General features: G+C 41.7%; 24 protein-coding genes. 7 read left to right on the top strand and 17 right to left on the bottom strand.

Features of this window, described 5'->3' with window-relative positions; genetic code table 11:
* Positions 1-318: 318 nt before the first annotated feature.
* The 7 genes from G399_RS0117335 (at position 319) to G399_RS0117305 (ending at position 8311) form a co-directional block, all read left to right on the top strand.
* The gene (locus G399_RS0117335; RefSeq protein WP_006009726.1) at positions 319-3255 is read left to right on the top strand and encodes a monovalent cation/H+ antiporter subunit A; all 2937 of its coding nucleotides are present in this window, start codon (positions 319-321) and stop codon (positions 3253-3255) included.
* Positions 3255-3620 (top strand): Na+/H+ antiporter subunit C, encoded by a 366-nt coding sequence (locus G399_RS0117330; protein ID WP_026843845.1) that lies wholly within the window; start codon positions 3255-3257, stop codon positions 3618-3620. The genes G399_RS0117335 and G399_RS0117330 overlap by 1 nt, the downstream gene beginning before the upstream one ends.
* Positions 3617-5143 carry a monovalent cation/H+ antiporter subunit D gene (locus tag G399_RS0117325; protein ID WP_006009723.1) on the top strand — a complete coding sequence of 509 codons (1527 nt, stop codon included), beginning with the start codon at positions 3617-3619 and terminating at the stop codon, positions 5141-5143. Before G399_RS0117330 ends, G399_RS0117325 begins: the two co-directional genes overlap by 4 nt.
* Positions 5140-5652: a Na+/H+ antiporter subunit E gene (locus G399_RS0117320; RefSeq protein WP_006009722.1), complete on the top strand. Its 513-nt coding sequence runs from the start codon at positions 5140-5142 to the stop codon at positions 5650-5652. The genes G399_RS0117325 and G399_RS0117320 overlap by 4 nt, the downstream gene beginning before the upstream one ends.
* On the top strand, positions 5646-5915 hold the full coding sequence (locus G399_RS0117315; RefSeq protein ID WP_006009721.1) for a K+/H+ antiporter subunit F: 270 nt from the start codon (positions 5646-5648) through the stop codon (positions 5913-5915). Before G399_RS0117320 ends, G399_RS0117315 begins: the two co-directional genes overlap by 7 nt.
* Positions 5916-5923: 8 nt before the next feature.
* Entirely contained in the window at positions 5924-6313 is a 390-nt protein-coding gene (locus G399_RS0117310; RefSeq protein WP_006009720.1) for a Na+/H+ antiporter subunit G, read from the top strand.
* Between the two features lie 171 nt (positions 6314-6484).
* Positions 6485-8311, top strand: coding sequence for a M2 family metallopeptidase (locus G399_RS0117305; RefSeq protein ID WP_006009719.1), 1827 nt, complete (start codon positions 6485-6487; stop codon positions 8309-8311).
* Positions 8312-8595: 284 nt separating this feature from the next.
* Here G399_RS0117305 and der read toward each other — a convergent pair whose 3' ends face one another.
* The 17 genes from der to G399_RS0117220 all read right to left on the bottom strand — a co-directional run bounded on the left by der (position 8596) and on the right by G399_RS0117220 (position 25880).
* Complete coding sequence (gene der, locus G399_RS0117300; RefSeq protein WP_006009718.1) at positions 8596-10035, bottom strand: ribosome biogenesis GTPase Der; 1440 nt, start codon at positions 10033-10035, stop codon at positions 8596-8598.
* Between the two features lie 132 nt (positions 10036-10167).
* On the bottom strand, positions 10168-11394 hold the full coding sequence (gene bamB, locus G399_RS0117295) for an outer membrane protein assembly factor BamB (protein ID WP_006009717.1): 1227 nt from the start codon (positions 11392-11394) through the stop codon (positions 10168-10170).
* A complete protein-coding gene (locus tag G399_RS0117290; protein WP_006009716.1) occupies positions 11391-12029 on the bottom strand; it encodes a YfgM family protein in 639 nt (212 codons plus the stop codon). Before G399_RS0117290 ends, bamB begins: the two co-directional genes overlap by 4 nt.
* A gap of 76 nt (positions 12030-12105) precedes the next feature.
* Complete coding sequence (gene hisS / locus G399_RS0117285) at positions 12106-13377, bottom strand: histidine--tRNA ligase (RefSeq protein WP_026843844.1); 1272 nt, start codon at positions 13375-13377, stop codon at positions 12106-12108.
* Between the two features lie 125 nt (positions 13378-13502).
* Positions 13503-14624, bottom strand: coding sequence for a flavodoxin-dependent (E)-4-hydroxy-3-methylbut-2-enyl-diphosphate synthase (ispG, locus tag G399_RS0117280; RefSeq protein ID WP_006009714.1), 1122 nt, complete (start codon positions 14622-14624; stop codon positions 13503-13505).
* Positions 14624-15742: a RodZ domain-containing protein gene (locus G399_RS0117275; RefSeq protein ID WP_006009713.1), complete on the bottom strand. Its 1119-nt coding sequence runs from the start codon at positions 15740-15742 to the stop codon at positions 14624-14626. The genes ispG and G399_RS0117275 overlap by 1 nt, the downstream gene beginning before the upstream one ends.
* On the bottom strand, positions 15735-17180 hold the full coding sequence (pilW, locus tag G399_RS21010) for a type IV pilus biogenesis/stability protein PilW (RefSeq protein ID WP_006009712.1): 1446 nt from the start codon (positions 17178-17180) through the stop codon (positions 15735-15737). The genes G399_RS0117275 and pilW overlap by 8 nt, the downstream gene beginning before the upstream one ends.
* Before the next feature lie 19 nt (positions 17181-17199).
* The gene (rlmN, locus tag G399_RS0117265; RefSeq protein WP_006009711.1) at positions 17200-18357 is read right to left on the bottom strand and encodes a dual-specificity RNA methyltransferase RlmN; all 1158 of its coding nucleotides are present in this window, start codon (positions 18355-18357) and stop codon (positions 17200-17202) included.
* A 183-nt stretch (positions 18358-18540) separates the two neighbouring features.
* Entirely contained in the window at positions 18541-18972 is a 432-nt protein-coding gene (ndk, locus tag G399_RS0117260; protein WP_006009710.1) for a nucleoside-diphosphate kinase, read from the bottom strand.
* Positions 18973-19249: 277 nt separating this feature from the next.
* A complete protein-coding gene (gene fdx, locus G399_RS0117255; protein WP_006009709.1) occupies positions 19250-19588 on the bottom strand; it encodes an ISC system 2Fe-2S type ferredoxin in 339 nt (112 codons plus the stop codon).
* 14 nt (positions 19589-19602) lie between these two features.
* Positions 19603-21471: a Fe-S protein assembly chaperone HscA gene (hscA, locus tag G399_RS0117250; protein WP_006009708.1), complete on the bottom strand. Its 1869-nt coding sequence runs from the start codon at positions 21469-21471 to the stop codon at positions 19603-19605.
* 27 nt (positions 21472-21498) lie between these two features.
* A complete protein-coding gene (hscB, locus tag G399_RS0117245; RefSeq protein ID WP_006009707.1) occupies positions 21499-22017 on the bottom strand; it encodes a Fe-S protein assembly co-chaperone HscB in 519 nt (172 codons plus the stop codon).
* Positions 22018-22083: 66 nt separating this feature from the next.
* Complete coding sequence (gene iscA / locus G399_RS0117240) at positions 22084-22407, bottom strand: iron-sulfur cluster assembly protein IscA (RefSeq protein ID WP_006009705.1); 324 nt, start codon at positions 22405-22407, stop codon at positions 22084-22086.
* A 70-nt stretch (positions 22408-22477) separates the two neighbouring features.
* Positions 22478-22861, bottom strand: coding sequence for a Fe-S cluster assembly scaffold IscU (gene iscU / locus G399_RS0117235; RefSeq protein ID WP_006009704.1), 384 nt, complete (start codon positions 22859-22861; stop codon positions 22478-22480).
* A gap of 182 nt (positions 22862-23043) precedes the next feature.
* Positions 23044-24267 (bottom strand): IscS subfamily cysteine desulfurase, encoded by a 1224-nt coding sequence (locus G399_RS0117230; RefSeq protein WP_006009703.1) that lies wholly within the window; start codon positions 24265-24267, stop codon positions 23044-23046.
* An 11-nt stretch (positions 24268-24278) separates the two neighbouring features.
* Positions 24279-24767 carry a Fe-S cluster assembly transcriptional regulator IscR gene (iscR, locus tag G399_RS0117225; RefSeq protein ID WP_006009702.1) on the bottom strand — a complete coding sequence of 163 codons (489 nt, stop codon included), beginning with the start codon at positions 24765-24767 and terminating at the stop codon, positions 24279-24281.
* A 411-nt stretch (positions 24768-25178) separates the two neighbouring features.
* Positions 25179-25880, bottom strand: a complete 702-nt coding sequence (locus G399_RS0117220) for a DUF2971 domain-containing protein (protein ID WP_026843841.1) — start codon at positions 25878-25880, stop codon at positions 25179-25181.
* Between the last annotated feature and the right edge of the window lie 133 nt (positions 25881-26013).

The following is a 26013-nucleotide window of genomic DNA, read 5'->3' as shown; positions in this document are numbered from 1 at the left end:
AGCCTTAGAATACAGCGTATTGTAACCGGTTTTGAGTGTGCGTCCTTGAATCTCATTAAATGTAACTTGGCATTTTTTGCAGTTTTGACTAAGATCCCACTTCACGTTATGAATCAAAAGAAATGGGCATCAATCTAACTGAATATTGCCTTTTATATACCTTCCTGATATTCAGACGCCGATATTTCAAAGTCAACTCACCCCTAAGAACTAAAATCGTAAGAAATACTGGACCTTATAGGTCTAATTAGATTACTGTATGTCACTTTTCGACGTGCTTAATCAGCGTAAAATAGAAAATTGGAGCATAGCGAAACCATGAGCTTATTTTGGATAACAGCAATCTTACTGATTGGTGTCTTGATACCAGTGCTGACCGAAAGGTTAGGCCGCACGGTCAATACTATTTTTACCATGTTGGCTCCGGCAATTGCGCTCGCTTACATCATCAGTTTGATGCCAGCTGTTCTCGCCGGTGAGGTCGTTACTGAATATCTAGAGTGGATACCTTCCATCGGACTCACTTTATCAATGCGACTTGATGGTCTTGCATTAATGTTTGCCCTATTAATCCTAGGTATAGGGTTACTTATCATCTTGTACGCGAGATATTATCTGTCTGAAAAAGAAGCTGTTGGACGATTTTTCTCTTACTTAATTCTATTCATGACAGCAATGCTTTCCATCGTGCTGTCAAATAACGTACTACAAATGTGGATGGCATGGGAAGTTACCAGCATCAGCTCATTTTTATTAATTAGCTTCTGGTCGTCAAAATCTGAATCGCGTAAAGGAGCGCGAATGGCGCTGACGGTAACAGGGGCTGGCGGATTGGCGTTACTTGCAGGCTTGTTACTAGTGTCAGACATGGTTGGTAGCTATGAATTAAGTGTCATACTCGCAAGTGGCGATTTAATTAGAGAGCATGCGCTTTACCCTGTCGCACTTATATTGATATTACTTGGTGCTTTCACTAAATCTGCTCAATTTCCGTTTCACTTTTGGTTACCCCACGCCATGGCTGCGCCTACGCCTGTTAGTGCCTATTTACATTCCGCCACGATGGTTAAAGCTGGTATTTTCTTACTAGCGCGGATGTATCCGGTGTTATCGGGCACTGAAATGTGGTTTTTGATTGTTAGTATGACGGGCCTGATAACCATGTTGTTAGGCGCTTACATAGCTCTGTTTAAACACGATTTGAAAGGTTTACTGGCTTATTCCACCATAAGTCACCTTGGTCTTATTACCTTACTTTTAGGACTTGATACGAAACTGGCAGCCGTGGCTGCTCTATTTCATATTATGAATCATGCTATTTTTAAAGCGTCACTATTTATGGCCGCGGGTATTATTGACCATGAATCCGGCACCAGAGACATGCGTAAACTGGGTGGTCTATGGCACTTTATGCCCTACACCGCAACACTTGCCATGGTTGCCGCTGCATCAATGGCGGGTGTGCCTCTGCTTAACGGATTTTTATCGAAAGAAATGTTCCTTGCCGAAACTTTGCATTCATCGGCCTTAGGCTTTATTTCTTGGATGATCCCGGTATTAGCGACGCTTGCCGCTATCTTCGCTGTTGCCTATTCGTTGCGTTTTATCCACGACGTATTCTTTAATGGTGAACCCAAAGAATTAGTAAAAACACCTCATGAGCCGCCACGCTATATGAAGGTTCCTATCGAAATATTAGTGGTATTGTGCGTATTAATAGGAATATTCCCAAACTTTATGATTGGCGGTTTACTAGAGGCCGCCTCATCCTCTGTACTGATGAGTGAACTTCCTTACTATATACATGAGCCGCCACGCTATATGAAGGTTCCTATCGAAATATTAGTGGTATTGTGCGTATTAATAGGAATATTCCCAAACTTTATGATTGGCGGTTTACTAGAGGCCGCCTCATCCTCTGTACTGATGAGTGAACTTCCTTACTATAGCCTATCGATTTGGCATGGATTTAACTTACCTTTATTAATGAGCGCCATCGCCATTAGTGGTGGCCTATTAGTGTATGCGTATCGAAGTCATTTATATCGCTTCCAAGCACAATTCAAAGAATCCGACGAAAAGCTTATTTTTGAAGGCGCGATACAACGACTGGTCGCCTCCGCAACCAGAGCGCATGATGGCTTAAATAACGGGTCATTGCAGCGTTATATTGCTGCGCTGCTGTTGTTGACTATTGCGATTACCACAATTCCACTCATTAACATTGATACAGCTGCGACTAATTCTCCTGATCAAGCAGTCAGTGGTGTTGAGATCACGGCAGCCTTCATTTTATGTTTAAGCGCTATCGCTACTGTCATTTTTCATCGTAAACGTATGGTCGCTCTTATTACTATTTCGGTAGTAGGACTTATTGTGTCGATCGCGTTTGCTCGCTTTTCTGCACCCGATCTAGCATTAACACAGTTATCTGTAGAGGTTGTAACAGTCATTCTATTGATGTTAGCGCTGTATTTTTTACCGCAAAAAACACCGTCTGAATCGTCACCTTCACGAGTAGTAAGAGATGTTGCTATTGCCGCAGCGTTGGGCGGTTTGGTGGCGACTATTAATTATGCATTCATCACTCAGCCCTTAGACACTATCTCTGAATTTTTCTTAGCCAATAGTAAAACTGGCGGTGGTGGTACTAATGCCGTAAACGTCATTCTGGTGGATTTTAGAGGACTCGATACACTGGGTGAAATTCTTGTCTTAGGTATTGCAGCGCTGGGTATTTTTAACTTACTTGCACGTGTTCGTCTTGCCATGCCATCTGCTAACGAAAATGGTCTTGCATGGTCAGAAGACCGCCATCCGCCTATTTTAGCCATAATATCTCAAAGCTTACTACCACTTGCCCTTTTAGTTTCTTTTTACATATTTCTGCGCGGCCATAATATGCCCGGGGGAGGTTTCATTGCGGGTTTGATAACCGCTGTGGCACTAATTCAACAATATATTGCGCACGGTGTTGATTGGGTTAAGCCTCGCATAAAAGTCGACTATCAAATTCTAATCGCCTTGGGTGTATTAATAGCAACTCTAACAGGCATCGGTAGTTGGTTTTTTGATCGTCCATTTATGACAACTTGGTTTGACTATTTTGATATCCCGTTGATTGGCGAAATAGAGCTGGCAAGTGCCCTGATATTCGATTTAGGCGTTTACTTGACGGTGATAGGTGCCACCTTACTTATATTGGCGAGTTTAGGTAAGCTTACTTCTTCTCACCGCCCAACTCCGGAGGAATAATGGAAACTTTATACGTGATTTGTGTGGGTGTATTGACATTTTGTGGTGTCTTTCTGTGTTTGCGAGCACGCACCTTTTCTGTCGTGGTTGGCTTAACCATGCTTTCATACGCGGTTAATTTATTTTTGTTTTCAAGTGGTCGGCTGAATCTTAAGAATGCTGCCATTTTAGATATGTCTGATTCATATGCAGACCCACTTCCGCAAGCGTTGACATTAACGGCTATTGTTATTGGCTTTGCAATGATTGCATTTGTGGTTATTTTGGCGATGCGCGCTCGCGCTGACCTTGGCAATGACTTTGTCGATGGCAGAGAACCCCCAGATAGCGATAAATTTATAAAACCGAACAAGGACAAAGTATGACGGTTCACTTGGCAATCCTTCCTATTTTAATCCCCTTGGTTGGTGGTTTGTTGATGTTGCTGCCACCATTCGCGGGTGTTGAGAGATATCAATATAGGCGCGTTGCCGCATTATGTTTAATGCTGGCACAAATAGCTTGCTCAATTATTCTGATCCTAATGGTGGTTCAAAACGGTGCCATTATGTATGCTGTCGGCGACTGGCAGCCGCCTTTTGGCATCATTTTATATGCAGACCAGCTATCCGCTATGCTTGTTGCCTTAACTAGCTTTTTGGGCCTAGGTGTTACCTTGTATTCCTTTGCTGGCAGCGACCGCGAAGGTAAGTACTTTCATCCGCTAGTTCAGTTCCAGTTACTGGGCATATATGGCGCATTTTTGACCAACGATTTATTTAATCTTTTTGTGTTTTTTGAAGTCTTACTTATCGCATCCTACACCCTACTTATTCACGGCGGGGGGAAGCAAAAAACGGCTGCAAACGTGCACTACGTTATCTTGAACTTGGTAGGCTCAAGTTTATTTTTGTTTGCACTGGGCACACTTTATGGAATTACCGGCACGCTAAATATTGCGGACATGTCTCTGCGAGTTGCACAATTATCCGAGAGTAATCAGCTTATTGCTCAAGCCGGTGGTTCGTTGCTATTGATCGTATTTGGTTTAAAAGCAGCAATGTTACCCCTTCATTTTTGGCTGCCTCGAACTTATGCAGCTGCTAGCGCGCCGGTCGCTGCGCTTTTTGCCATTATGACTAAGGTGGGTGTGTACTGCATATTTCGTGTTTATACCGTTATCTTTGGCGACCAGGCCGGTGATTTAGCTAATATGATCCAGCCATGGGTTTGGCCGCTTGCCATACTCACCGTAATTGCAGGCACAGTGGGCGCACTTGCAAGCCCAAATCTGCGAACGCTTGCGGCTAATCTCGTGATTGTATCTGTAGGCACACTATTAATTGCTTTTGCGTTAAGAACGCCAGAGGCCACGGCTGCAGGCTTTCTTTATCTTATTCACAGCACGCTGGTAACAGCCGCATTGTTTTTGATAGCTGATATGTTGGGCCAACAGCGTGGCAAAGCTTTAGATTACTTTGTGGTCGCGCGCAAGATAAAGCAGCAAGCATTATTTGGTGTTTTATTTGTAGTTGCAGCGATGGCTGTGGCCGGTTTACCGCCTTTCTCAGGTTTTTTGGCTAAACTTGTGATTTTACAATCTGTCACCGGTGTAGAGCAGAAAATATGGGTTTGGTCGGTTATTTTGATTTCTAGTCTAATTACCATTATTGCATTATCCAGAGCAGGCACAACGCTGTTTTGGCGATCGACACCAAGTCGTGATAACTCTGAAACACCCGGCGTTTCTAAATGGCAGATTTGTGCTACATTTTTGTTGCTAGGCGCCTCACCTCTACTCGCTCTTTTTGGTGCTAGCATTATAGAATATACTAATAATGCAGCTGCACAACTGCACGATATTCCGTACTTAATTGAGGTAATGAATTTAGAGGAGAATGCACAATGAGCATACTTTCACGCGCGTTCTCACGTTTATTACCTATGCCCCTGCATAGCTTGGTTCTGTTGATTGTGTGGCTAATGCTAAACTCGACAACCAGTCTGGGTCACATTTTACTTGGTACTGTACTTGCAATTGTTATCCCCGTTTTGTGTGCCCCCTTAAGAATACCTCAACCTAAAATCAAGCGACCGTTTAAAGTCGTGAGTTATGTTTTTTTATTATTAAAAGACATCATTATTGCCAATTTTGAGGTGGCTATCTTAGTGGTAGGGCCGACGCGCAGAATTAAACCAGGTTTAGTTGCAGTGCCGATTGACTTGGTCGACATCTTACCCATCACCGTGCTCGTCAGCACGGTGACCATGACACCTGGTACTGTGGGTGCTGATATATCAAAAGACAAAAAGTGGCTATATGTGCACGTACTAGACATGCCTGAAAACGAGCAAGAAGTCATCGATTTAATAAAACAGCGCTATGAATCACGCGTCAAGGAGATTTTTGGATGTTAGATATTGCTGTAGTTTTAGTCGCAGTTATGCTGTGTATCGCGCTCATACTTAACCTATGGCGTCTTATCATTGGACCTCACGTAGTCGACCGGATATTAGCGCTCGACACCATGTATATCAACAGTATTGCACTCATTTTACTGTACGGCATTTACAACCAAACGCCCTTGTATTTCGAAGCAGCTTTGCTGATCGCTATGCTCGGATTTGTTAGTAGCGTCGCGTTCGGCAAGTACCTGCTGCGCGGCGATATCATCGAATAGGAGGAAGTATGAGTTTCACCGTTGAACTAATTATATCTGCATTTCTGATTTTAGGCGGCCTTTTTGTGCTCGTGGGCTCCATAGGACTAATACGACTGCAAGACTTTTACGTGCGCTTACATGCGCCGACCAAAGCAACAACCTTAGGGCTGGGCTGTGTTCTTATAGCTTCAATTGTGTACATGTATCACATACAAGGATACGCTAGCATTAACGAGTTGTTAATCACGCTGTTTTTAGTGATCACAGCGCCCGTAACGGCGCATATTCTAGCAAAGGTAGCTATGCATCATCGCGTTAAGGTCATGCAGCGTACTCGTAATCAACATCTTATTGAGACCGCGCGTATGCAGTTGCCTCCTGAAAATGATAATAAAAAACAAGATCAGGATAACTAGTTCCGCAATTTACAGTTTACGATGAATAGGTGCACAAAGTCTGCATCGTTAAAACTGTCTTGCTGGCAAATAGTTGAGTGAACCCTACTTGTAGGAAGACAGCTTTTGTTTTATCACCAATAAAGCATTAGCTACGCATATGTATATTCACAACAGAAGAATAATAATCCTATGAATACAACTAAACGCTTACTTTTAGCCTCAATCTTTATTGCACTTTGCGCGGGTTGCTCGCCAAACAATGCTAGTTCAACTGCTACCAAAAAAGCAATATACACTGTAGATGACGCAAAGGCTTTCTTGCAAAAAGTAGACACCGATGTCACTCGCTTAAATAAACCGGCGTCGCATGCTGCATGGGCTTATGCAACCAATATTAATTATGACAATGCGCAAGTAGATGCTTATCTAGGCGAGCAATTATCGGTGATGTGGGCTAAATATGCAGTTGAAGCTGCAAAGTTTAATGATGTCAACGTAGATGCTGATACGCGTCGACAACTCAATTTATTAAAATCAGGATTGGAAATTGCTCCTCCTAGCGACCCAGCAAAAGCCGAACGTTTGGCAACCATTGCTTCCGACTTAGCGGGTATGTACGGCGCCGGTAAATATTGTCGTACTGAAAATGAATGCTTTTCGTTGGTTGAAATGAGTGCAGAAATGGGCGTAAGTCGTGACCCGGCCCTAATGCTAGAGTTTTGGGAGGGATGGCGAAAAGTTTCCGTACCCATGAAAGAAATGTTTGTTGAACAAGTTAGTATTGCAAACGAAGGCGCAAAAGAGCTTGGTTATGCCAACACATCAGAATTGTGGCGCACTAAATATGATATGCCCGCACAGGAGTTTCCAAAAGAACTGGACCGACTTTGGGGGCAGATCCAACCCTTCTATGAATCATTGCATTGTCATGTAAGAGCAGAGTTATCTGATTACTATGGTGAAGATATTGTGCCATTAGATAAACCAATTCCAGCTCACTTACTTGGTAATATGTGGGCACAAAGCTGGGGTAATATTTACGACATTGTGAAGCCCCAACAAGAAATGAATGTTCCTGACGTAACCAAAGCTTTAACAGAGCAAGGTTATGATGAAATTAAAATGGTCAAACAAGCTGAAAACTTCTTTTCATCTTTGGGTTTTGATCCGCTTCCTGACACATTCTACGAGCGTTCAATGTTTCAAAAACCGCAAGAACGAGAAGTTCAATGTCATGCGTCCGCTTGGAGTATAGATGAAAAGGACGATTTGCGAATTAAAATGTGCATCCAAAAAACGGGCGAGGAGTTTAATGTTATTCACCACGAATTGGGTCATAACTATTATCAACGAGCATATAAAGACCAGCCAATGCTCTACAGAGGTTCTGCTAACAGCGGCTTTCACGAGGCCATTGGCGACACCATCGCGCTTTCAATAACGCCAACTTATTTACAACAAATCGGTTTAATAGATGAAATACCGGATGAATCAAATGATATTGGTATGCTATTAAAAGTAGCACTGGATAAAATTGCATTTATTCCCTTCGGTTTACTGGTTGACCAATGGCGCTGGCAAGTTCTCGCTGGTGACATTACACCAGAACAATACAACACGCTGTGGTGGCAGTTACGAGAAAAATATCAAGGTGTTGCGGCCCCAGTTACACGTTCAATCGATGCTTTTGACCCGGGAGCGAAATATCACGTGCCTGCAAACGTTTCATACACTCGCTATTTCCTCGCTCATATATTGCAATTTCAATTCCATAAAGCGTTGTGTGATATAGCCGGAAGTGAAGAGGCTCTGCATCGTTGTTCTATTTACGGTAGCAAAAAAGCCGGTGAGGCATTAAACAACATGTTAGAAATGGGAAAAAGTCGCCCTTGGCAGGAAGCAATGACCACATTAACAGGTTCGCCAAATATGGACGCATCAACTATCCAAGCTTATTTTGCCCCACTAAAAGAATGGTTGGATAAGCAAAATGAAGGACGTAATTGCGGTTGGTAAAAAGCGGTTGGTAAAAAGCGGTTGGTAAAAAGCGGTTGGTAAAAAGCGGTTGGTAAAAAGCAGGTGGTAAAAAGCGCTTATTAGAACGCTATAAAAGTTGGATCATAGAATCGAACTCATCTATTTTAAGTCGCTTTTTATCGGGCGATTTTATTTTGAACTACAAGCGAATATGGATTAAAGTAGTTCAAACCAATTTCTAGATACAAAAAAGCGGTGAGTTTGCATTCAAAATCACCGCTCCTATAGATGTTTAGTTGTTAGTACTGTAAAGCCTAAAACACCTACTTCTTTTTATGGAAAGTCATTAAGCGTTTGCGCTTACGTTCTTGACCTACGGTTAACTTATTGACTTTGCCCTCAAACGGATTCGCACCCTCTTTGAATTCGATTCTTATCGGCGTGCCCATGGTTTTAAGAGCTTTACGATAGTAATTCATTAGGTAGCGCTTATATGAATCAGGTAAGTCTTTCAATTGGTTTCCGTGAATGACGATCACGGGCGGATTATACCCCCCGGCGTGAGCGTACTTCATTTTAACTCTACGACCATGAATAAGTGGCGGTTGATGGTCGTCCTGTGCCATTTCCATTATTTGCGTGAGTACCGATGTGTTAATACGCACAGTAGCTGAGTTATAAGCTTCTTGAACCGACTCAAACAAATGACCAACACCCGTGCCATGCAAGGCTGAGATGAAGTGTAAACGAGCAAAATCGACAAATCCTAGGCGTCTGTCTAGCTCACGCTTAATTTCTTCCTTAACATGTGTTTCAAGACCATCCCACTTGTTCACAGCCAACACTAGAGAACGCCCAGAATTAAGCACAAAACCTAGTAATGATAAGTCCTGATCAGTGACCCCTTCTCTAGCATCGATAACTAGCAACACCACATTAGACTCTTCAATCGCCTGCAACGTTTTTACAATAGAAAATTTCTCGACTGTTTCGGATACTTTCCTACGTTTTCTAACGCCAGCGGTATCGATCAGAATATATTCACGCTTATCCCGCTTCATCGGTATAAATATACTGTCTCGAGTGGTCCCTGGTGAATCGAAAACGACAACACGTTCTTCACCCAAAATGCGATTAATCAGTGTCGACTTACCCACATTAGGTTTACCAACGATGGCTAATTTAATTGGTGAGTTTTGCAAACGCTCTAGCTTCGCATCCGGGTATTCCTCTTCTCTTTCTACTTCCACTATCTCCATATCAGGAAATATTTTTTCGAGTGGCGTTAAGACATGAGTCATCAACTGTGACACTCCACGCCCGTGCGCAGCTGCAATTTGCAGTACCTCAGGAAAGCCTAACTTGAAGAAATCGGCGGTTTCGCTGTCACCATCAAGTCCGTCAACTTTATTTGCTACCAAATACATTGCTTTGCTTTGTTTACGCAAGTGCTCGGCAAGACCAATATCATCAGGTGTTAAACCAGCTCTTGCATCAACTAAAAACAAGACCACATCAGCTTCGTCAATGGCTAATAATGATTGTTCAGCCATAGCAACGTCGATACCTTCTTCATTGCCAGTAATACCACCGGTATCAACCACGATAAAAGCTCGGTTTTCGAATTTTGCCGGGCCGTACTTACGATCACGTGTCAAACCAGGAAAATCAGCAACCAGCGCGTCTCGAGTATTCGTCAATCGATTAAATAATGTTGATTTACCAACATTGGGTCGGCCAACCAAGGCCACTACAGGTAACATTCTTCGCCCTTAATAAAAAACGCCAATGGCATACCATTGGCGTGTATCGTTATTCTTTCAAACACCTTATCTTGCCTACGAATGTATAGTTAAGGGTACGCCAAATGCACGCCCTGAGTATACAATCTCAACTCATTCAGGTTGAGTAATTGCTGCAAGTTTACCTTCTCTCGTTGTTACATATAAGGTATTTTCTGCGCTAATAGGCGCGGTGAAGATTGCTTCATCTTCATCATCGCCACCAACCTCTAATCGCGCTACAAGTTTGCCTTCGTCCTGAGTAAACCAATGAACAAAACCATACATATCACCAACTACAACGTAGTCGCCGTGCGGTGTTGCCGAAGTAATGTTGCGACTTTTCAAAGCAACATTAGACCATAATTCCACGCCACTGCGACGGTCAATAGCATACAAATTGCTACTATTATCAATCACGAATAAGCGATTGCCATCAATACTTATATTGCGATATGAACCGTACTCACGTGTCCAAATCACTTGACCGGTGCGAAGTTCTACAGCAGAAAGAGTCCCATTGTAGGATACCACAAACACATTTCCACCAAACACCAATGGCTTAACATCAATATCAACGATACGTTCTAGTTCAGTTGCACCTGAGGGAGAAGCAATTTGAGTTTCCCAAGCTACCATACCAGTTTCGATTAGAGTGACTTGAAGCTTTCCCGACGGAGTGCCAACTAAGGCACCCCCACTATCTGCTGCTGGAGCTGAAACACCGCGTAATGTTAGCGGAGGAACATCTGACTCTGTTATCCATTTTTGCTCGCCAGTGTCAGGGTCCAATGCAATTAAATGACCTGAAGTCGTGTTAACTAGGACTACGCCTGCATCAACTGCTGGGGCTGAAATAACTTCGCCTTTAACGCCCACTTTCCATTTCAACTCGCCAGTCGCTTCTGCAAGGGCATATACGTAACCATTTTCTGTACCAAAAAAAACGGATTCATAAGCAGCCGATAGTCCGCCAGAAATTTTTGCCGACACTGCGCGATTGGAATACCATAACATCGCTTTCTTGAAGCTGTAGTTATCGTAGTTTGCGAAATCTTGCTCCCAGATTTTTTTGCCAGTTTCTGGTTCAAGTGCAACAACAATGCCATCGCGGCTAGCAGCAAATACTTTGCCATAAGCGACAGTTGGTGCTAAACGTGAGAAATAGTCTTGAACGCCATCGCCAACGTCTGTTTCCCATTTAATTTGCGGTTCGAAAGTCGCTTCAATTGGTTTTAAGCGACGAATTTCAATTTCATCATCTTCCGCGAACAAATCAGATATAGTTGCACAGCCGCCAAGTGATAATGCAAGCAACACTATTAATATTCTATTCTTCACTGGGTAACACCTGCTACTTCAGTTGCAGCAAAATTTAAGTTGCTTAGCTTCATTTCTACTACACGATTGTCAGGTTGCTCAGCAAGTACCAAATCATAGGCCTCTTTTGCTTTATCAAACTCTTTTATCGCTAAGTAAATGTCGCCTTTGATTTCTTGAACTTGGTCGCTATAGGAAGCACTCACTACAGAGTCCAACGTTGCTAATGCGCCGGCAGTATCGCCCAGTTGATTTTCAACGCGGGCTAAACGAACTTTGGCCAAATCAGCAATGGCCACGCTAGGTGAATTACTGACAGCCATATTCAAATGCATTTGTGCCGCATCAAAATCTTTATTTTCTACCGCTTTTTGAGCTGCAACTAAACTTGTCAATATAGCGTAACCTGAATCAGTATTTTCCATCGCAAAAGCGCTCGCTTTAGTTAAACCTTCTTCAGCGTCTATTCCTTCAAGCGCAATTTGAAACGCCATAGATTGGGTTTCTTTGCCTTCAATGACCATCTCGTTATATTGTTGCCAACCGAACAAACCAGCCAAGGCAATGCCGACAGCGACGATTATAGCGGTTCCATTTTCTTTCCAAAAGCCTTTGATTGCTTCTACCTGTTGTTCTTCGGTTTCGTAACGTTCCATTGAATTCCTCTACGCTTGCTGCATATATCTGGTTAATAACTAAATTTGTTCTGACTAGCTATGCTCAAAAAAGTGCTTACAGCCATTCTGCTAAAGCAGATAACTCACTCAGTAACAAACTAGCCTGCGGTTTATCTTGTTTTAAATACTTAACCGACACACTGGCTTTAGCGAGTGCATCTTCCTCAATAATAATAGCAATCGCAGCATCGGATGCCATTGCCTTTTTCATTTGTTTCTTAAAGTTACCACCACCGCAATGCTGCTGTACTTTCACTGTTGGTAGTTGGTTTCTTATTCGTTCAGCAATCTTAGTCGCTGCTGCCTGCGTATTTTCACCCATTGGCATCAAATAGATATCGACTGCGTTATTTGCATAAGGCGACTCATCAAGGCTCTCGACTAATAGGACTAGTCGCTCTAAACCCATAGCGAAACCTACTGCTGGGCTGGCTTTACCGCCCAACTGTTCAACCAGTCCATCATATCTGCCACCAGCACAAATAGTACCCTGAGCACCCAATAGGCTAGACACCCACTCGAATACGGTACGATTATAATAATCTAATCCACGCACTAAACTCGGATTAACTGTGTATTGGATGCCTAAATCGTCTAAACGTTCACATAAAAGTGAAAAATGCGCTTTTGATTCATCGTCTAAGTGATCAATCAATTTTGGAGCGTCTTTTACGATTTCTTGCACAGCTGGATTTTTACTGTCCAACACTCGCAATGGATTGGATAACAATCTACGTTGACTATCTTCATCCAGTTGATCGTGGTGCTGCTGCAAAAAAATAACTAATAATTCTTTATACGCGACTCTTGCCTCAGCCGACCCCAATGAATTAATTTGTAATTCGACTTTGTCCGCAATACCAAATGCCTGCCATAATCGAGCACCAAGCAATATCATTTCAACGTCAATGTCAGGACCATTAAGACCGTATGCTTCTACACCAAACTGATGAAACTGACGATAGCGACCTTTCTGAGGGCGCTCATGCCTGAACATTGGCCCCATATACCATAAACGTTGCTGTTGATTATACAGCAAACCATGTTCATTACCGGCTCTTACGCAACAAGCTGTTCCTTCCGGACGCAATGTGAGGCTATCGCCATTACGATCCTCAAAAGTATACATTTCTTTTTCTACAATATCGGTGACTTCTCCAATGGAGCGTTTGAATAAGTCAGTGCTTTCGACAATAGGTGTACGAATTTCTTGATAGCCGTAATTGGCAACAACGCGACGGATATTCGATTCGACAAACTGCCAAATACCAGTTTGCGATGGTAAGCAGTCGTTCATACCTCTGATTGCTTGAATAGTCTTTGCCACAGTTGTCTCTAATTATTTATATAAAGCGCGACATTATAAGGATTTTGTCGCGCGGGGTAAAATTTAGGAGGCCTGTTTTTGCGTGTTTTATAGATTTTTTTTCGCTTTATGCGGAATTATTCAGTTTAGTTACTAATATCAGTTACTTTAATCCGGTTTTTTTCATCAAGCTGTGCTGCTTTTGCTCGAATACGTTTTTCTAACTGGTCAACTAAGTTGTCATTAGACAAACGTTCGCGTTGACGCTTTCCGTCTAAATAAAAACCACTCATGTTACGCGCACCCGTTAAGCCTAAATCAGACACTTCAGCCTCACCCGGACCATTTACAACGCAGCCAATAATCGAAACATCCATCGGCGTTATTATGTCTTCCAAGCGTTCTTCTAAGGCATTAACTGTAGAGATAACATCAAACTCTTGTCTTGAACAACTCGGGCATGCAATGAAGTTAATACCTCTTGCCCGAATTCTCAATGACTTAAGAATATCAAAGCCGACTTTTATTTCTTCAACAGGATCAGCCGCCAATGAGATTCGGATAGTATCGCCAATACCTTCGGCTAGCAGCATACCAAGCCCAACCGCACTTTTTACTGCACCAGCTCGAAAACCACCGGCTTCAGTAATGCCTAAATGCAAAGGCTGGACAATTTGCTTCGCCAGCAGGCGATATGCGCCGACTGCTAAAAACACATCAGACGCTTTTACACTGACCTTAAATTGGTCAAAATTGAGCTTATCAAGAATATCAACATGTCTCATTGCTGACTCAACCAGCGCTTCAGCCGTTGGCTCTTTATATTTTTCTTGAATATCTTTTTCTAACGAACCGCCGTTGACACCAATTCGAATTGGAATATTGTTATCTTTTGCGCAATCAACAACGGCTCTAACCCGTTGAATATTGCCAATGTTGCCCGGGTTAATCCGTAAACAATCAACGCCATACTCTGCTACTTTTAGCGCAATTCTGTAATCAAAATGTATGTCAGCAATCAGAGGCACGCTAACTTGTTGCTTTATTAACTTGAATGCTTCGGCCGCTTCCATCGTAGGCACTGAAACACGCACGATGTCACCACCAACACCCTGAATACGCTTTATTTGTGCAACTGTAGCGGCAACATCTAAAGTATTCGTATTAGTCATCGACTGAACGGCAATAGGAGCGCCGTCACCAATAGGGACATTGCCTACATTTATTCTTGTTGATTTACGACGAATGATCGGAGAATCGGAAAACATTATTCACCTGTAACAGATAATTCAAATTTAACAGGGATACCACGCGGATATCTAGAAAGATCAACCGGAGCGCCAGCGAAATCAATGTCAACAGTCTGCGGCGGGCACAGATTAACCGATATAGGAGGCGTCCCCCTAACCGACATTACTCTGCCTTTTACTTTCACCCCTACAGCCATGACTTCATCATTCGCATCTTTAACACTTAACCAACAGTCTTCTTTGAAGGTAAAGATGACATCAACAGTGCCGTCACTATTAATGGTATATCCGTCGATAGTCTGACTGCTTAAACTAGGCATCGGGTTATTAATATCACTCTCAGAAACAATTGAATTGTCGCCATCTGATAGGTCGTCTGCCGATTGATTGGCTGATTCAGCGTTTTTTTTAACCAGCGTTTCTGCTTGGTCCGATCCGTTGACCTCACTATCAGTGATATTTTCACTATTTTGTGTTTGAGTATCCAGCGAACTATTCGCATTCGTCATTGCATTTTGACTTTTAATATCTTCTTCAGAAATCGCTAGTTCATCAGGCATATTTGGATTATTAGTCATCGCATTAATAGATTCGCCTTCATCTACCTTATTCGATTGCTCTGTCACATTGTTATTAAAAAGATTCAACCTGTTCATTATCGATTTGTCAGATTGCTGAACCCACCAGATAACCAACGAAGCGACAACTAAAAATACGATGAGATAAGTCACCATCATCCAACGGTCATCATTCGCTTGTTTGGCCACACGTTGAGAAAAGCTCTGTAATTTTGCAGGTTGCTTTTCACCTTGGTGCAACACATCAAAGTTTTCAAGCAAAGGATCAACTGGCATACTCAGCAGTTTCGCATAAATCCTGACGTACCCCTTAGTAAAGGTAATAGAAACACCAGGCTTATGTGTATCAGTCTCAATATCTTGAATATTTCCCAAGCGCAAGTGCAGACGATCAGCAACTTGTTGTTGAGTCAACCCCATCGCCTCACGTCCCTTTTTAAGTTGTTGGCCAGGCGTAGCTTGCATCGATTCTTTTGTCGCCTCTTTTGTCGCCTCTTTTGTCGCCTCTTTTGTCGCCTCTTTTGTCGCCTGTTTTTTACTATTATATTCTTCAGTCATTATTTTTTGGGTCCTTTACCCGCAATTTCATCCCTATTACTATAGCGGATGGATCGTCAAGGTTGTTCCATTGCATTAGGTATTTCATTTTAACGTTATATCGAAGTGATATACGATACAAGTTTTCCTTTGGTAGCACCACATGATAGCTGGCATTGTCGTTAACCGCCTTATCTATTTGCTGTGTTGCTGTATCTTGTGCTTCTTCCACCGCAACTTCAGAGACCTTGTCCTCTATTGCTAGTGTATTATCAACTTTTTGCACTGCACCTTCAATGCTTGCAGACTCGTCATTTTCACTATTAAAATCAGTCGCAAGTGCAGCCTCCAATGCGGCCTCACGTTTTTCCGCGGCATTAGTGCTAATGGCATTGTCTGTGTTCGTAACTTCAGTTGTGGGGTTCTTTGTTAACTCACGCGGCACTAACTCAGGCTGCACTGGGTCAGGTTTTTCGTCCACAACGATGTCTGCTCCTGCAACCAGAATTTCTGAAGGTATTGTCGGTTTTAAGTTTTTTACCTGCTTATTTATTTTTATCAAGGCAGGACTTTCTGTAGCAGCCGTTTGAGCATTTTCCACTGAATTGTTTGCACCTGCTTTCAAAGTAGCCTGCTCCGCTAACTGCGAATTCACTCTTTGTTTATTTTTAACGGTGGCTACGGGTTGAAATTTACCCATTTGTTTTTTGAAAAGTGCCGTGTTTGGATGTTCGGGGAACATACTCTTCATTAATTCGCCATAGCCAAGTGCGGCTTTGGTGTCACCTAAGCCTTGTGCGATTTCGTATGATAACCAAAGTGATTCAGGCGAAACCCGCGAAACGCGGTCATACTTCCACAATAATTTTTTGGCCTCACCGTAATTACCCTGCTCTTTTTGCAATTGAGCTAAAAAGTATAAGCTTTTACCACGTGTCGGCTGATGATTTAAGGCTAAGTCGAAAAAACTAATCGCTTCATCTGTTTTACCTTGATCTACTGCACAAATAGCTAAATTCTCATAGGTTTCAGCCACTGAAACATAACTTTTGCTCGTAGCTGCTTTCAAGAAATAAGATTTGGCCTTTTCATAGCGTCCTTGCTCACATAAAAACGCACCGTAGCTGTTAATAATATTTGGATTTTCAGGCGCGAACTTAAGAGCTTGAAGGTAGTATTCCTCTGCCAGGCTGAGTTCGTCAACCTGCTGATAATAGTACGCCATTGCAAAATGAGCATCCGCTGACTTAGGCGCAAAATTTAACGCTTTATCTAAGTTAGCTTTAGCCTGAGAAAAATTTCCATTACTTAAATAAGTAAGACCCAAGCTCACTCTATTCTTTGCGGCTGCTTCTTTATTAATACCGGCAGCACCAGCAAAGGCTGGATCCCTTGGTTCAGTAACACAACCCCCTAAGAATGCACAAAGAAGAATAGCGCCTACATATTTTTTCAACATGGTAGTTCTCTTATGTTTGTTATTGCGTCATCTTTACAGAAATTGGTTTTCCATTCATCTGTTTTTTTAGTAATCGTTTTGTTCTGTCAACAACGTCACCCACTAATTGTCCGCAGGCTGCATCAATATCATCACCGCGCGTCTTTCTAATCACCACAGTAAAGCCATATTCCATGAGCACTTTTGAAAATCTATCCATTCTTGAATTGCTCGAACAAGTATAGGGCGTGCCGGGGTAAGGATTAAATGGTATCAAATTTATCTTACAAGGCGTTTCTTTCAATACTTTCGCTAATTCATGAGCTTGGTCAGTGCTATCGTTAATCTGATTCAACATAACATATTCGACAGTTACTTTGCCTTGGTTTGCTTTCGATTTTGCCAAATAGCGCCTTACACTCGCTAAAAACTCTTCAATCGGATATTTTTTATTTACCGGTACAATTTCATCGCGCAACTTATTGTCAGGAGCATGCAGTGAAATAGCCAGTGCAACATCAATTTGGTCGCCCAGCATATCCAGAGCAGGAACCACACCTGATGTACTCAAGGTAACTCTGCGCTTAGACAATCCAAAACCAAAATCATCCAACATAATACGCATCGCAGGCACAACATTCTTAAGATTAAGTAAAGGCTCGCCCATGCCCATCATGACGACATTTGTGATAGGACGTTGCGAGGTGTCTTTTGACAAGCCAATAAATGTTGCAACACGCCATACCTGACCAATAATTTCAGCGACTGACAAATTACGGTTGAAGCCTTGTTGTCCTGTTGAACAAAAGGTGCACTCTAGTGCACAACCGACTTGCGAGGAGACACACAAAGTAGCGCGATCAGTTTCAGGTATCCATACCGACTCAATTTCTTGTCCACCCTCTAACAGCATTGCAAATTTGATAGTGCCATCAGTTGCTTGTTGGTGCTCGGAAATAACCGGCGCCTTAATAACGCAATTACTCTTTAATTTGGACCGCAAATCTTTATTTATGTTCGTCATTTTGTCGAAATCAGACTCACCTACTTGGTAAATCCACTTCATTATCTGCTCGGCACGAAATGGTTTTTCGTTGATAGAGGCAAAGTAATCGCTTAAGCCCTGCCGGTCCAAGTTCAATAAATTGACTTTTTTAATCTCTTTTTGTGGCTCTGTACTTACTTGGCTTGCAGACATTTTTTTACCTTCATAACAATTTATAACAAATATCGTTGCACGCTCTATAACAACTAACGTTGCACACGAATACAGTATACGCGATTAGACTGAATTAAGAGCGATCTAACTTGGGCTTATAGGCCCTCTATAATTTAATTAAAAAAGGGAGCCGAAGCTCCCTTAGTGTAACACTTTGTTTGCTTAGCGTGTGCGTGGGCAAATTTCTTCATCAGGAAAGAAGTAAGCTATCTCACGAGCTGCTGACTCCGGTGCATCTGAACCGTGACATGCATTTTCATCAATAGACTCGGCGTAATCTGCGCGTAACGTGCCTGCTGCAGCATCTGCTGGGTTAGTTGCACCCATAATTTCTCTGTTCTTCACGACCGCATTGTCGCCTTCAAGCACTTGTACCATTACTGGACCAGATGTCATGAAACTAACAAGTGCACCAAAGAAAGGACGCTCGCTATGTTCTGCATAGAAGCCTTCAGCTTGTTCTTTGCTCATGTGAACCATTTTTGAAGCAACGATGCGTAATTTTGCAGTTTCAAAACGGTTGTAGATTGCGCCAATAACGTTTTTCGCTACTGCGTCAGGTTTAATGATAGAAAAGGTGCGTTCTAAAGCCATGGTTAATTCTTCCAATTTACTAATTTTTACGATTTCGCGCGATTATAAAGAAGATAAGGCTGAATGAATACCCCTTCATCACAAATTCGTTTTTAAAATTCATTCTATTAATCTAAATTTAATCTCTCCGCAAGACCATTCAATATAAAATAAAGTCTATAATTCAGTTGCTTGATAATAAAAAAACGTAACTGAGTAGATAAATTTAAGTGCCTTATGAAAGTAAAATAATTCATAACAAAATGCTCAATATATACAGCGGCGTTATGATTGTTACCTAATGCTCTTCACTGGCATGATTGATCGTGTACTTGGGTATCTCAACAACCAAATCTTCATCGCAAATAATTGCTTGGCAACCTAAGCGAGATTCAGGTTCTAGTCCCCAGGCCTTATCCAATAAATCATCTTCTAATTCGTCTGATTCACCTAATGAGTCATAACCTTCTCGAACAATAATATGACAAGTGGTGCATGCACACACTTTTTCACATGCATGCTCAATACCAATACCATTTTTTAATGCTAAATCCAGCACTGAAGTACCTGTATCGCCCTCCAACACAGCACCGTCTGGACAAAGTTCTTTATGGGGTAAAAAAATAACTTGTGGCATTCATCAATCCTAATTTAAATATTATCAACCGAGTGACCCGCTAGCGCTTTTTGAATGGATTTATCCATTCGTCTAGCTGCAAAGTCTTGGCTTAATTTATCAACAACATCAATCGCTCGTTTAATAGCATCAACATCATTATCTGCTGCACACAGCCCTAAATTCCTCAGAGCGTGATCAATAGCGTCTCTTTCTTTGTCAGATAATAATTCATCACCATCTTCAGCCAACGCACCGTGCATAGCTTCAAGTACTCGACTCGCATCTACTTGTTGCTCTTTTAACATTCTTGCTTGCATATCTTGTTTGGCGTTTTGCATGCTTGATTTCAGCATATCCAGTATTTCTGATTCTTCCAAACCATATGACGGCTTAACCTGTACTTCAGCTTTCACACCACTTGATTTTTCCATCGCAGTTACATTTAACAAGCCGTCAGCGTCAACCTGAAAAGTAACTCTTATGTGGGCCGCGCCTGCTGTCATTGCAGGGATACCTTTTAAAGTAAACTTGGCTAGCGAACGGCAATGCTCAACTAATTCGCGTTCGCCTTGCAATACATGCACTAACATTGCTGTTTGGCCGTCTTTGAAGGTAGTAAACTCTTGCGCTTTTGCAACTGGAATTGTGGTGTTTCGAGGAATAATTTTCTCCACTAAACCGCCCATCGTTTCAATACCTAAAGACAATGGGAGTACATCCAACAACAGCATATCACTGTCAGGCTTATTACCAACCAAAATATCGGCCTGTATACCTGCACCGATGGCCACCACTTTATCTGGATCGATTGATGTCAATGGTGCTTTTTTGAAAAACACTTCAACTTGTTGACGCACAAGTGGTACTCGTGTCGAACCGCCAACCATGATGACGTTATCCACCTCTTCAATACTGACACGAGCGTCTTTTACCGCTCGTTTACAAGTGCTGATGGTTTGCTTTACTAGCACATCGATCAGTTGATTAAACTGCTCTAATTGCATACTAAGCTGTGTACTTTGCTCAGCACCTACTAATTGAATTGACACGACACTGCTATCTGCATTACTCAAGGATTCTTTTACTTCCTTACCCGCATTCATTAAGCGGCGATGATTTTGTTTTTCTGCAACCGCATCTAAGCCAAGTTGTTGTGCCAAATGGCTCGCTAGTAGGTGGTCAAAATCGTCTCCACCTAGGGCTGAATTACCGCCTGTCGCAAGTACCTCAAATACACCTTTATTTAAACGCAGAATTGAAACATCAAAAGTACCGCCACCCAGATCATAAACTGCAATAACACCCTCTTCTTTGCTATCTAAACCATAAGCAATGGCAGCAGCCGTTGGCTCATTTAACAAACGCAGTACATTCAGACCCGCTAATTGCGCTGCATCTTTGGTACCTTGGCGCTGAGCATCGTCAAAATAAGCTGGAACAGTAATAACAGCACCGGTGATTTCTTCACCCATTCGCGCTTCAGCACGCTTTTTCAGCGCGCTTAAAATATGTGAGGAAATTTGAATTGGGTTTAACTCGCCTCTGGGCGTAATAAAACGCGGAGATATTGAGTCAGCAACAAATTGATAGGGTAATTGGTCCCAATGGGCAGTCACATCCGCTAAACTTCTACCCATGAATCGCTTGATTGACATAATAGTGTTTGCAGGATCTGCGTTTGAATTATCTCTTGCATGATAACCAACATCAATTGACGCCTCAGAATAATTCACCACCGACGGTAATAAATGTCTTTCATGTTCGTCGGCCAAAGTCACACATTGACCACTTTTTACAGCACTCACTAATGAATTGGTTGTACCTAAGTCAATTCCAACTCCTATTTTACGTTCATGCGGAGCTGCACTTTGGCCAGGCTCAGCAATTTGTAATAATGCCATATAACTTAAAACCTTTTATTTTATTTACTAACTATCCGTTATCCGGTCTAGTTTTGTTTCAATTTCGTCCGCAAGTTTAACCATAAACTTCATCTTACCCAACTCTTGCGCTGCTGCTTGGTTATCTTGTTCTCTATTATGTGACAAAAAAGCTGAAATTATTTTTTCTTGCTTAACCAGGATCTCATGATTATCGACCACCAGTTTCTCTAGAGCTTGTGCCGAAGTTGCATCGTCTAATGTTTCACGCCACTCCATTTGCTCCATTAAAAATTCAATGTCACCCACCGTGTCTTGCTCACTAGGCAGTTTAACACCACGCACTATTAATAAGTGTTCCCCTCTTGATATAGGAGATTTAAGCACCGAATAGGCATCGTTAACTTGAGAGTTTTTGGTGAGGTACATGCGCTTTTGTTGTTCACTTGCACTAGCAAAGCGGTCAGGGTGTGTCAATTTTTGAAGTGTTTGATAGTGGTCTTTAAGCTTTATTAGGTCTATCTCGAACTGTTCAGGTAGGTTGTACAGCTCAAAGTAATTCATCATACAGAAGCCTTGCTTTGGAAAACGAAGAAAGCGCTAACCAAAAAGGATTAGCGCTAGAAGAAAGCGTTATACGTTGAAGCTTTCACCACAACCGCATTCGCCGTTCGCATTAGGGTTATTAAACTGAAAACCTTCATTTAGGCCTTCTTTGCCAAAATCTAATTCGGTGCCATCAAGGTATGCTAGGCTTTTGCCATCGATAATAATGTTGACACCATTATCTTCAAACATTTCATCCCCAGGATTAAGGCCATCTACAAATTCAAGTACATAAGCTAAGCCAGAGCAGCCAGTAGTCTTGACACCCAAACGCAAACCTAAGCCAGAACCACGGCTGTCTAAAAATGATTTTGCGCGAACAGCTGCGGCGTCAGTTACCTTAATACCCACTCAAATACTCCTTAATTTGTGTCATTAATATTTGTTGCTAGCAATCCTGCTTAAAAACCAAACAACAACATTATGCACTATGCTTCTTTTTGTAATCCGCTACAGCTGCTTTGATAGCATCTTCTGCTAAAATTGAGCAGTGAATTTTTACTGGAGGTAGTGCTAACTCTTCTGCAATATGAGTATTTTTGATCAAAACCGCTTCGTCAATACTCTTGCCCTTTACCCATTCAGTAACCAACGAACTTGAGGCGATAGCAGAACCACAACCATAAGTTTTAAACTTTGCATCTTCGATGATACCGTTTGGGCCTATTTTAAGTTGAAGTTTCATTACATCACCACACGCGGGTGCTCCAACCATACCTGTTGCAACAGTTGGGTCGTTCTTATCAAAACCGCCAACATTGCGAGGATTTTCGTAATGGTCGATTACTTTTTCACTATAAGCCATGATTTTTGCCCTTAACGTTTTGCGAAATATAAACACTTTTTAGTGTGAATTACTTTATATTTCACTATTTTAAACCGATTAAACTGTTTTTGTATCTAGGCAATCAATTAATATTACCTAGATACCTGCTTTTTATGTTTCAACTAAGACTCATGACCTGCTCATTACGTTTACTGACAAACTTAGTGAGAGGCCCACTTAACAGTACTCAAGTCGATACCTTCTTTGTACATGTCCCAAAGTGGAGACATGTCGCGTAGTTTATCAATCGCGTTGCGAATAACACCGATCACGTAGTCTATTTCTTCTTCAGTAGTAAATCGCCCTAAACTAAATCGAATTGAGCTATGCGCCAATTCATCATTCAGACCAAGTGCGCGTAAAACATAAGAAGGCTCCAAACTTGCAGAGGTACATGCTGAACCTGAAGATACGGCCATGTCTTTCAGTGCCATTATCAAAGATTCGCCTTCAACGTATGCGAAACTTACATTCAAGTTGTGCGCAACACGATGAACAGCATCACCATTTAGATAAACAGCTTCCATATCTTTTACGCCATCATAAAGTTTGTCACGCAACATCTTTATACGTTCGTTTTCGCTCGCCATTTCTACTTTGGCTAGACGAAAGGCCTCACCCATTCCAACTATTTGATGGGTTGCCAATGTACCAGACCGCATACCACGCTCATGACCGCCACCGTGAATTTGGGCTTCAATTCGAACTCTTGGCTTGCGCGATACATATAAAGCGCCTATACCTTTTGGACCATAAGTTTTGTGCGCACAGAAGGACATCAAATCGACGTTTAATTCTTGCAGATCAATAGGTATTTTACCTGTGCTTTGAGCTGCATCAACGTGGAACAAAATCTTGCGTTCACGACATATCTTGCCAATCGCACCTATGTCTTGAATTACACCAATTTCATTATTGACGTGCATAATACTGACAAGAACAGTGTCATCTCGCATTTCAGCTTGGAGCTTGTCTAAATCTACCAAACCACTTGGTTCAGGCATCATGTAGGTAACTTCAAAACCCTCACGCTCAAGCTGACGGGTCGTATCGAGCACTGCTTTGTGTTCAGTCTTTACCGTAATAATATGCTTGCCACGCTTCTGATAAAATGTAGCTGCGCCTTTAATAGCAAGGTTATTTGACTCTGTTGCGCCCGATGTAAATACGATCTCACGCGGATCCGCATTAACTAGGTCTGCAATTTGATTTCTCGCAATGTCTACAGCTTCTTCAGCCACCCAACCAAAATGGTGAGAACGTGAAGCTGGGTTACCGAAATTACCTTCATTAGTTAGGCATTCTTTCATTTTTTCGGCGACACGAGGGTCAACTGGTGTGGTTGACGAATAATCTAAATAGATTGGTAACTTAATATTGCTCATTATCGCTCCGATTAAAGTTGCATACTGATTTCAATTTCGCTGACTAGATTCTTTGCCGTCGCTTTGTTTTCATCTTGGCGAACAGCCACTTCTTTTACTTCGTTTGTTTTCATTAACTCGCCAATACTGATGCCGTTCAAAAACTGGCTAATTCTATCACTTAGGTCTTGCCACAAGGTATGAGTTAAACAACGTTCACCGCCTTGGCAATCTGCCTGTCCTTTACAACGTGTCGCATCTACCGACTCATCTACAGCACGAATCACCTCGCCAATTGCAATATCGTTTGCTGGGCGACCAAGCTTGTAACCACCACCTGGACCTCTAACACTAGACACGAGTCGTTCTTTACGTAAACGAGCGAACAATTGTTCTAAATAAGATAACGAAATTTCTTGTCGTTCTGAAATATCCGCCAACGACACGGGTCCGTTGCGCGAGTGCAAAGCTACATCGAGCATAGCGGTAACCGCATAACGGCCTTTTGATGTCAGCTTCATATTTCCCTCATTTCAGTTAACGGCCAAAAGGCACACAGCTAGTAACGAAATTGTATATACCTGAGTAAATTTGTCAAGTATATACCCTAGTATTTTACTAGGTTATTATTTAGCACCCTATTTTCTGTCGTTTCTAATATTAAACTGGAACGGTTTCCAGTGAAGCTGGATCTTATGCCCAATAAAAACGTGCGTTCCAGCGTCGTTTCCGAAACCTCTTGCCATAGTTTCCAATGGGATGCGATCTTGCATCCTTTATTTATCTCGCTTGCAGGCCTGCTAAATCTAGAGCGGCTAAAATTTCCTATAACTTGCGAAATTTGAACACACAAAACTTAATATTTTTTATTAACTACTCATTATCTAAATATCTAATGACAATTTATACTAAAGAAATAAGCCCTTCGAGACCTAACCAATGGCGCATGTGTTAGTTAAACTTAGACAACTGATTTTGATTATGGACCTTGCCGGAAGTTGAAAAACATTTTGAAGTAGACCAGTAATTATACCTTTGCTCTCAATACTTAATTCCGAAATATTTTGGTTATCAAGTTTGTATTTTTTTATTGTTTTGGCTAATTCATCAATTATTAGGTTAACTATCTCTAACTTTAATTTGTCATTATAAATAACAGGTAAAAAATGACAAATAACAACTGTATTATTCTGATAAGTTGATAATCGGGAATCAGACAAATCAAAATCAACACAGTAACCTTCGGATTGATTTGCATATGCACGCCATTGACTCAGAAGATCGTGTTTGGAACAAAACGAAATTATATATGGCGTGATAATGTCAGCTAAATTGTCATTGTGCTCATCAAGGTGTTTTGCTAGATCTTGAAATACGACTTCTTCTCGCGAATTCAAAGCCTTAAATATAACGTCTAACCCGTCTTTCACTTCTCTTGAATCATTTAAAAAACGGTAGTCAGTCGCCCACAAATTAGCATTAGAGATTATGCCTTCTAAACCTTGAGCAGGTGTGTAGTGATATAGATTGGTAGTTTTTTCTTCCGGTGATACATCAACTATTTTATTTTGAATAAAGTTAGTTAAATTCTGAAATTCCTCCTTCATTGGAGAAAATGAATCTAAATTACTCAAAAATTATCGTATGACACTATACGTCCCTTTAAACATAACGCCTCACTAAGAGGCAAATTATAGTTGGTTAAAATAAGCGACGAAGGAGCAAAAACCAACTGTTATTTGTCCTTTTAAGTGACTTGTTATGCCG

It is taken from the genome of Brumicola pallidula DSM 14239 = ACAM 615 (genome assembly GCF_000428905.1).
GTDB classification, from domain to species: Bacteria; Pseudomonadota; Gammaproteobacteria; order Enterobacterales; family Alteromonadaceae; genus Glaciecola; species Glaciecola pallidula.
Note: the sequence above shows the minus strand (reverse complement) of the source record. Positions and strands in the feature narration are given on the sequence as shown.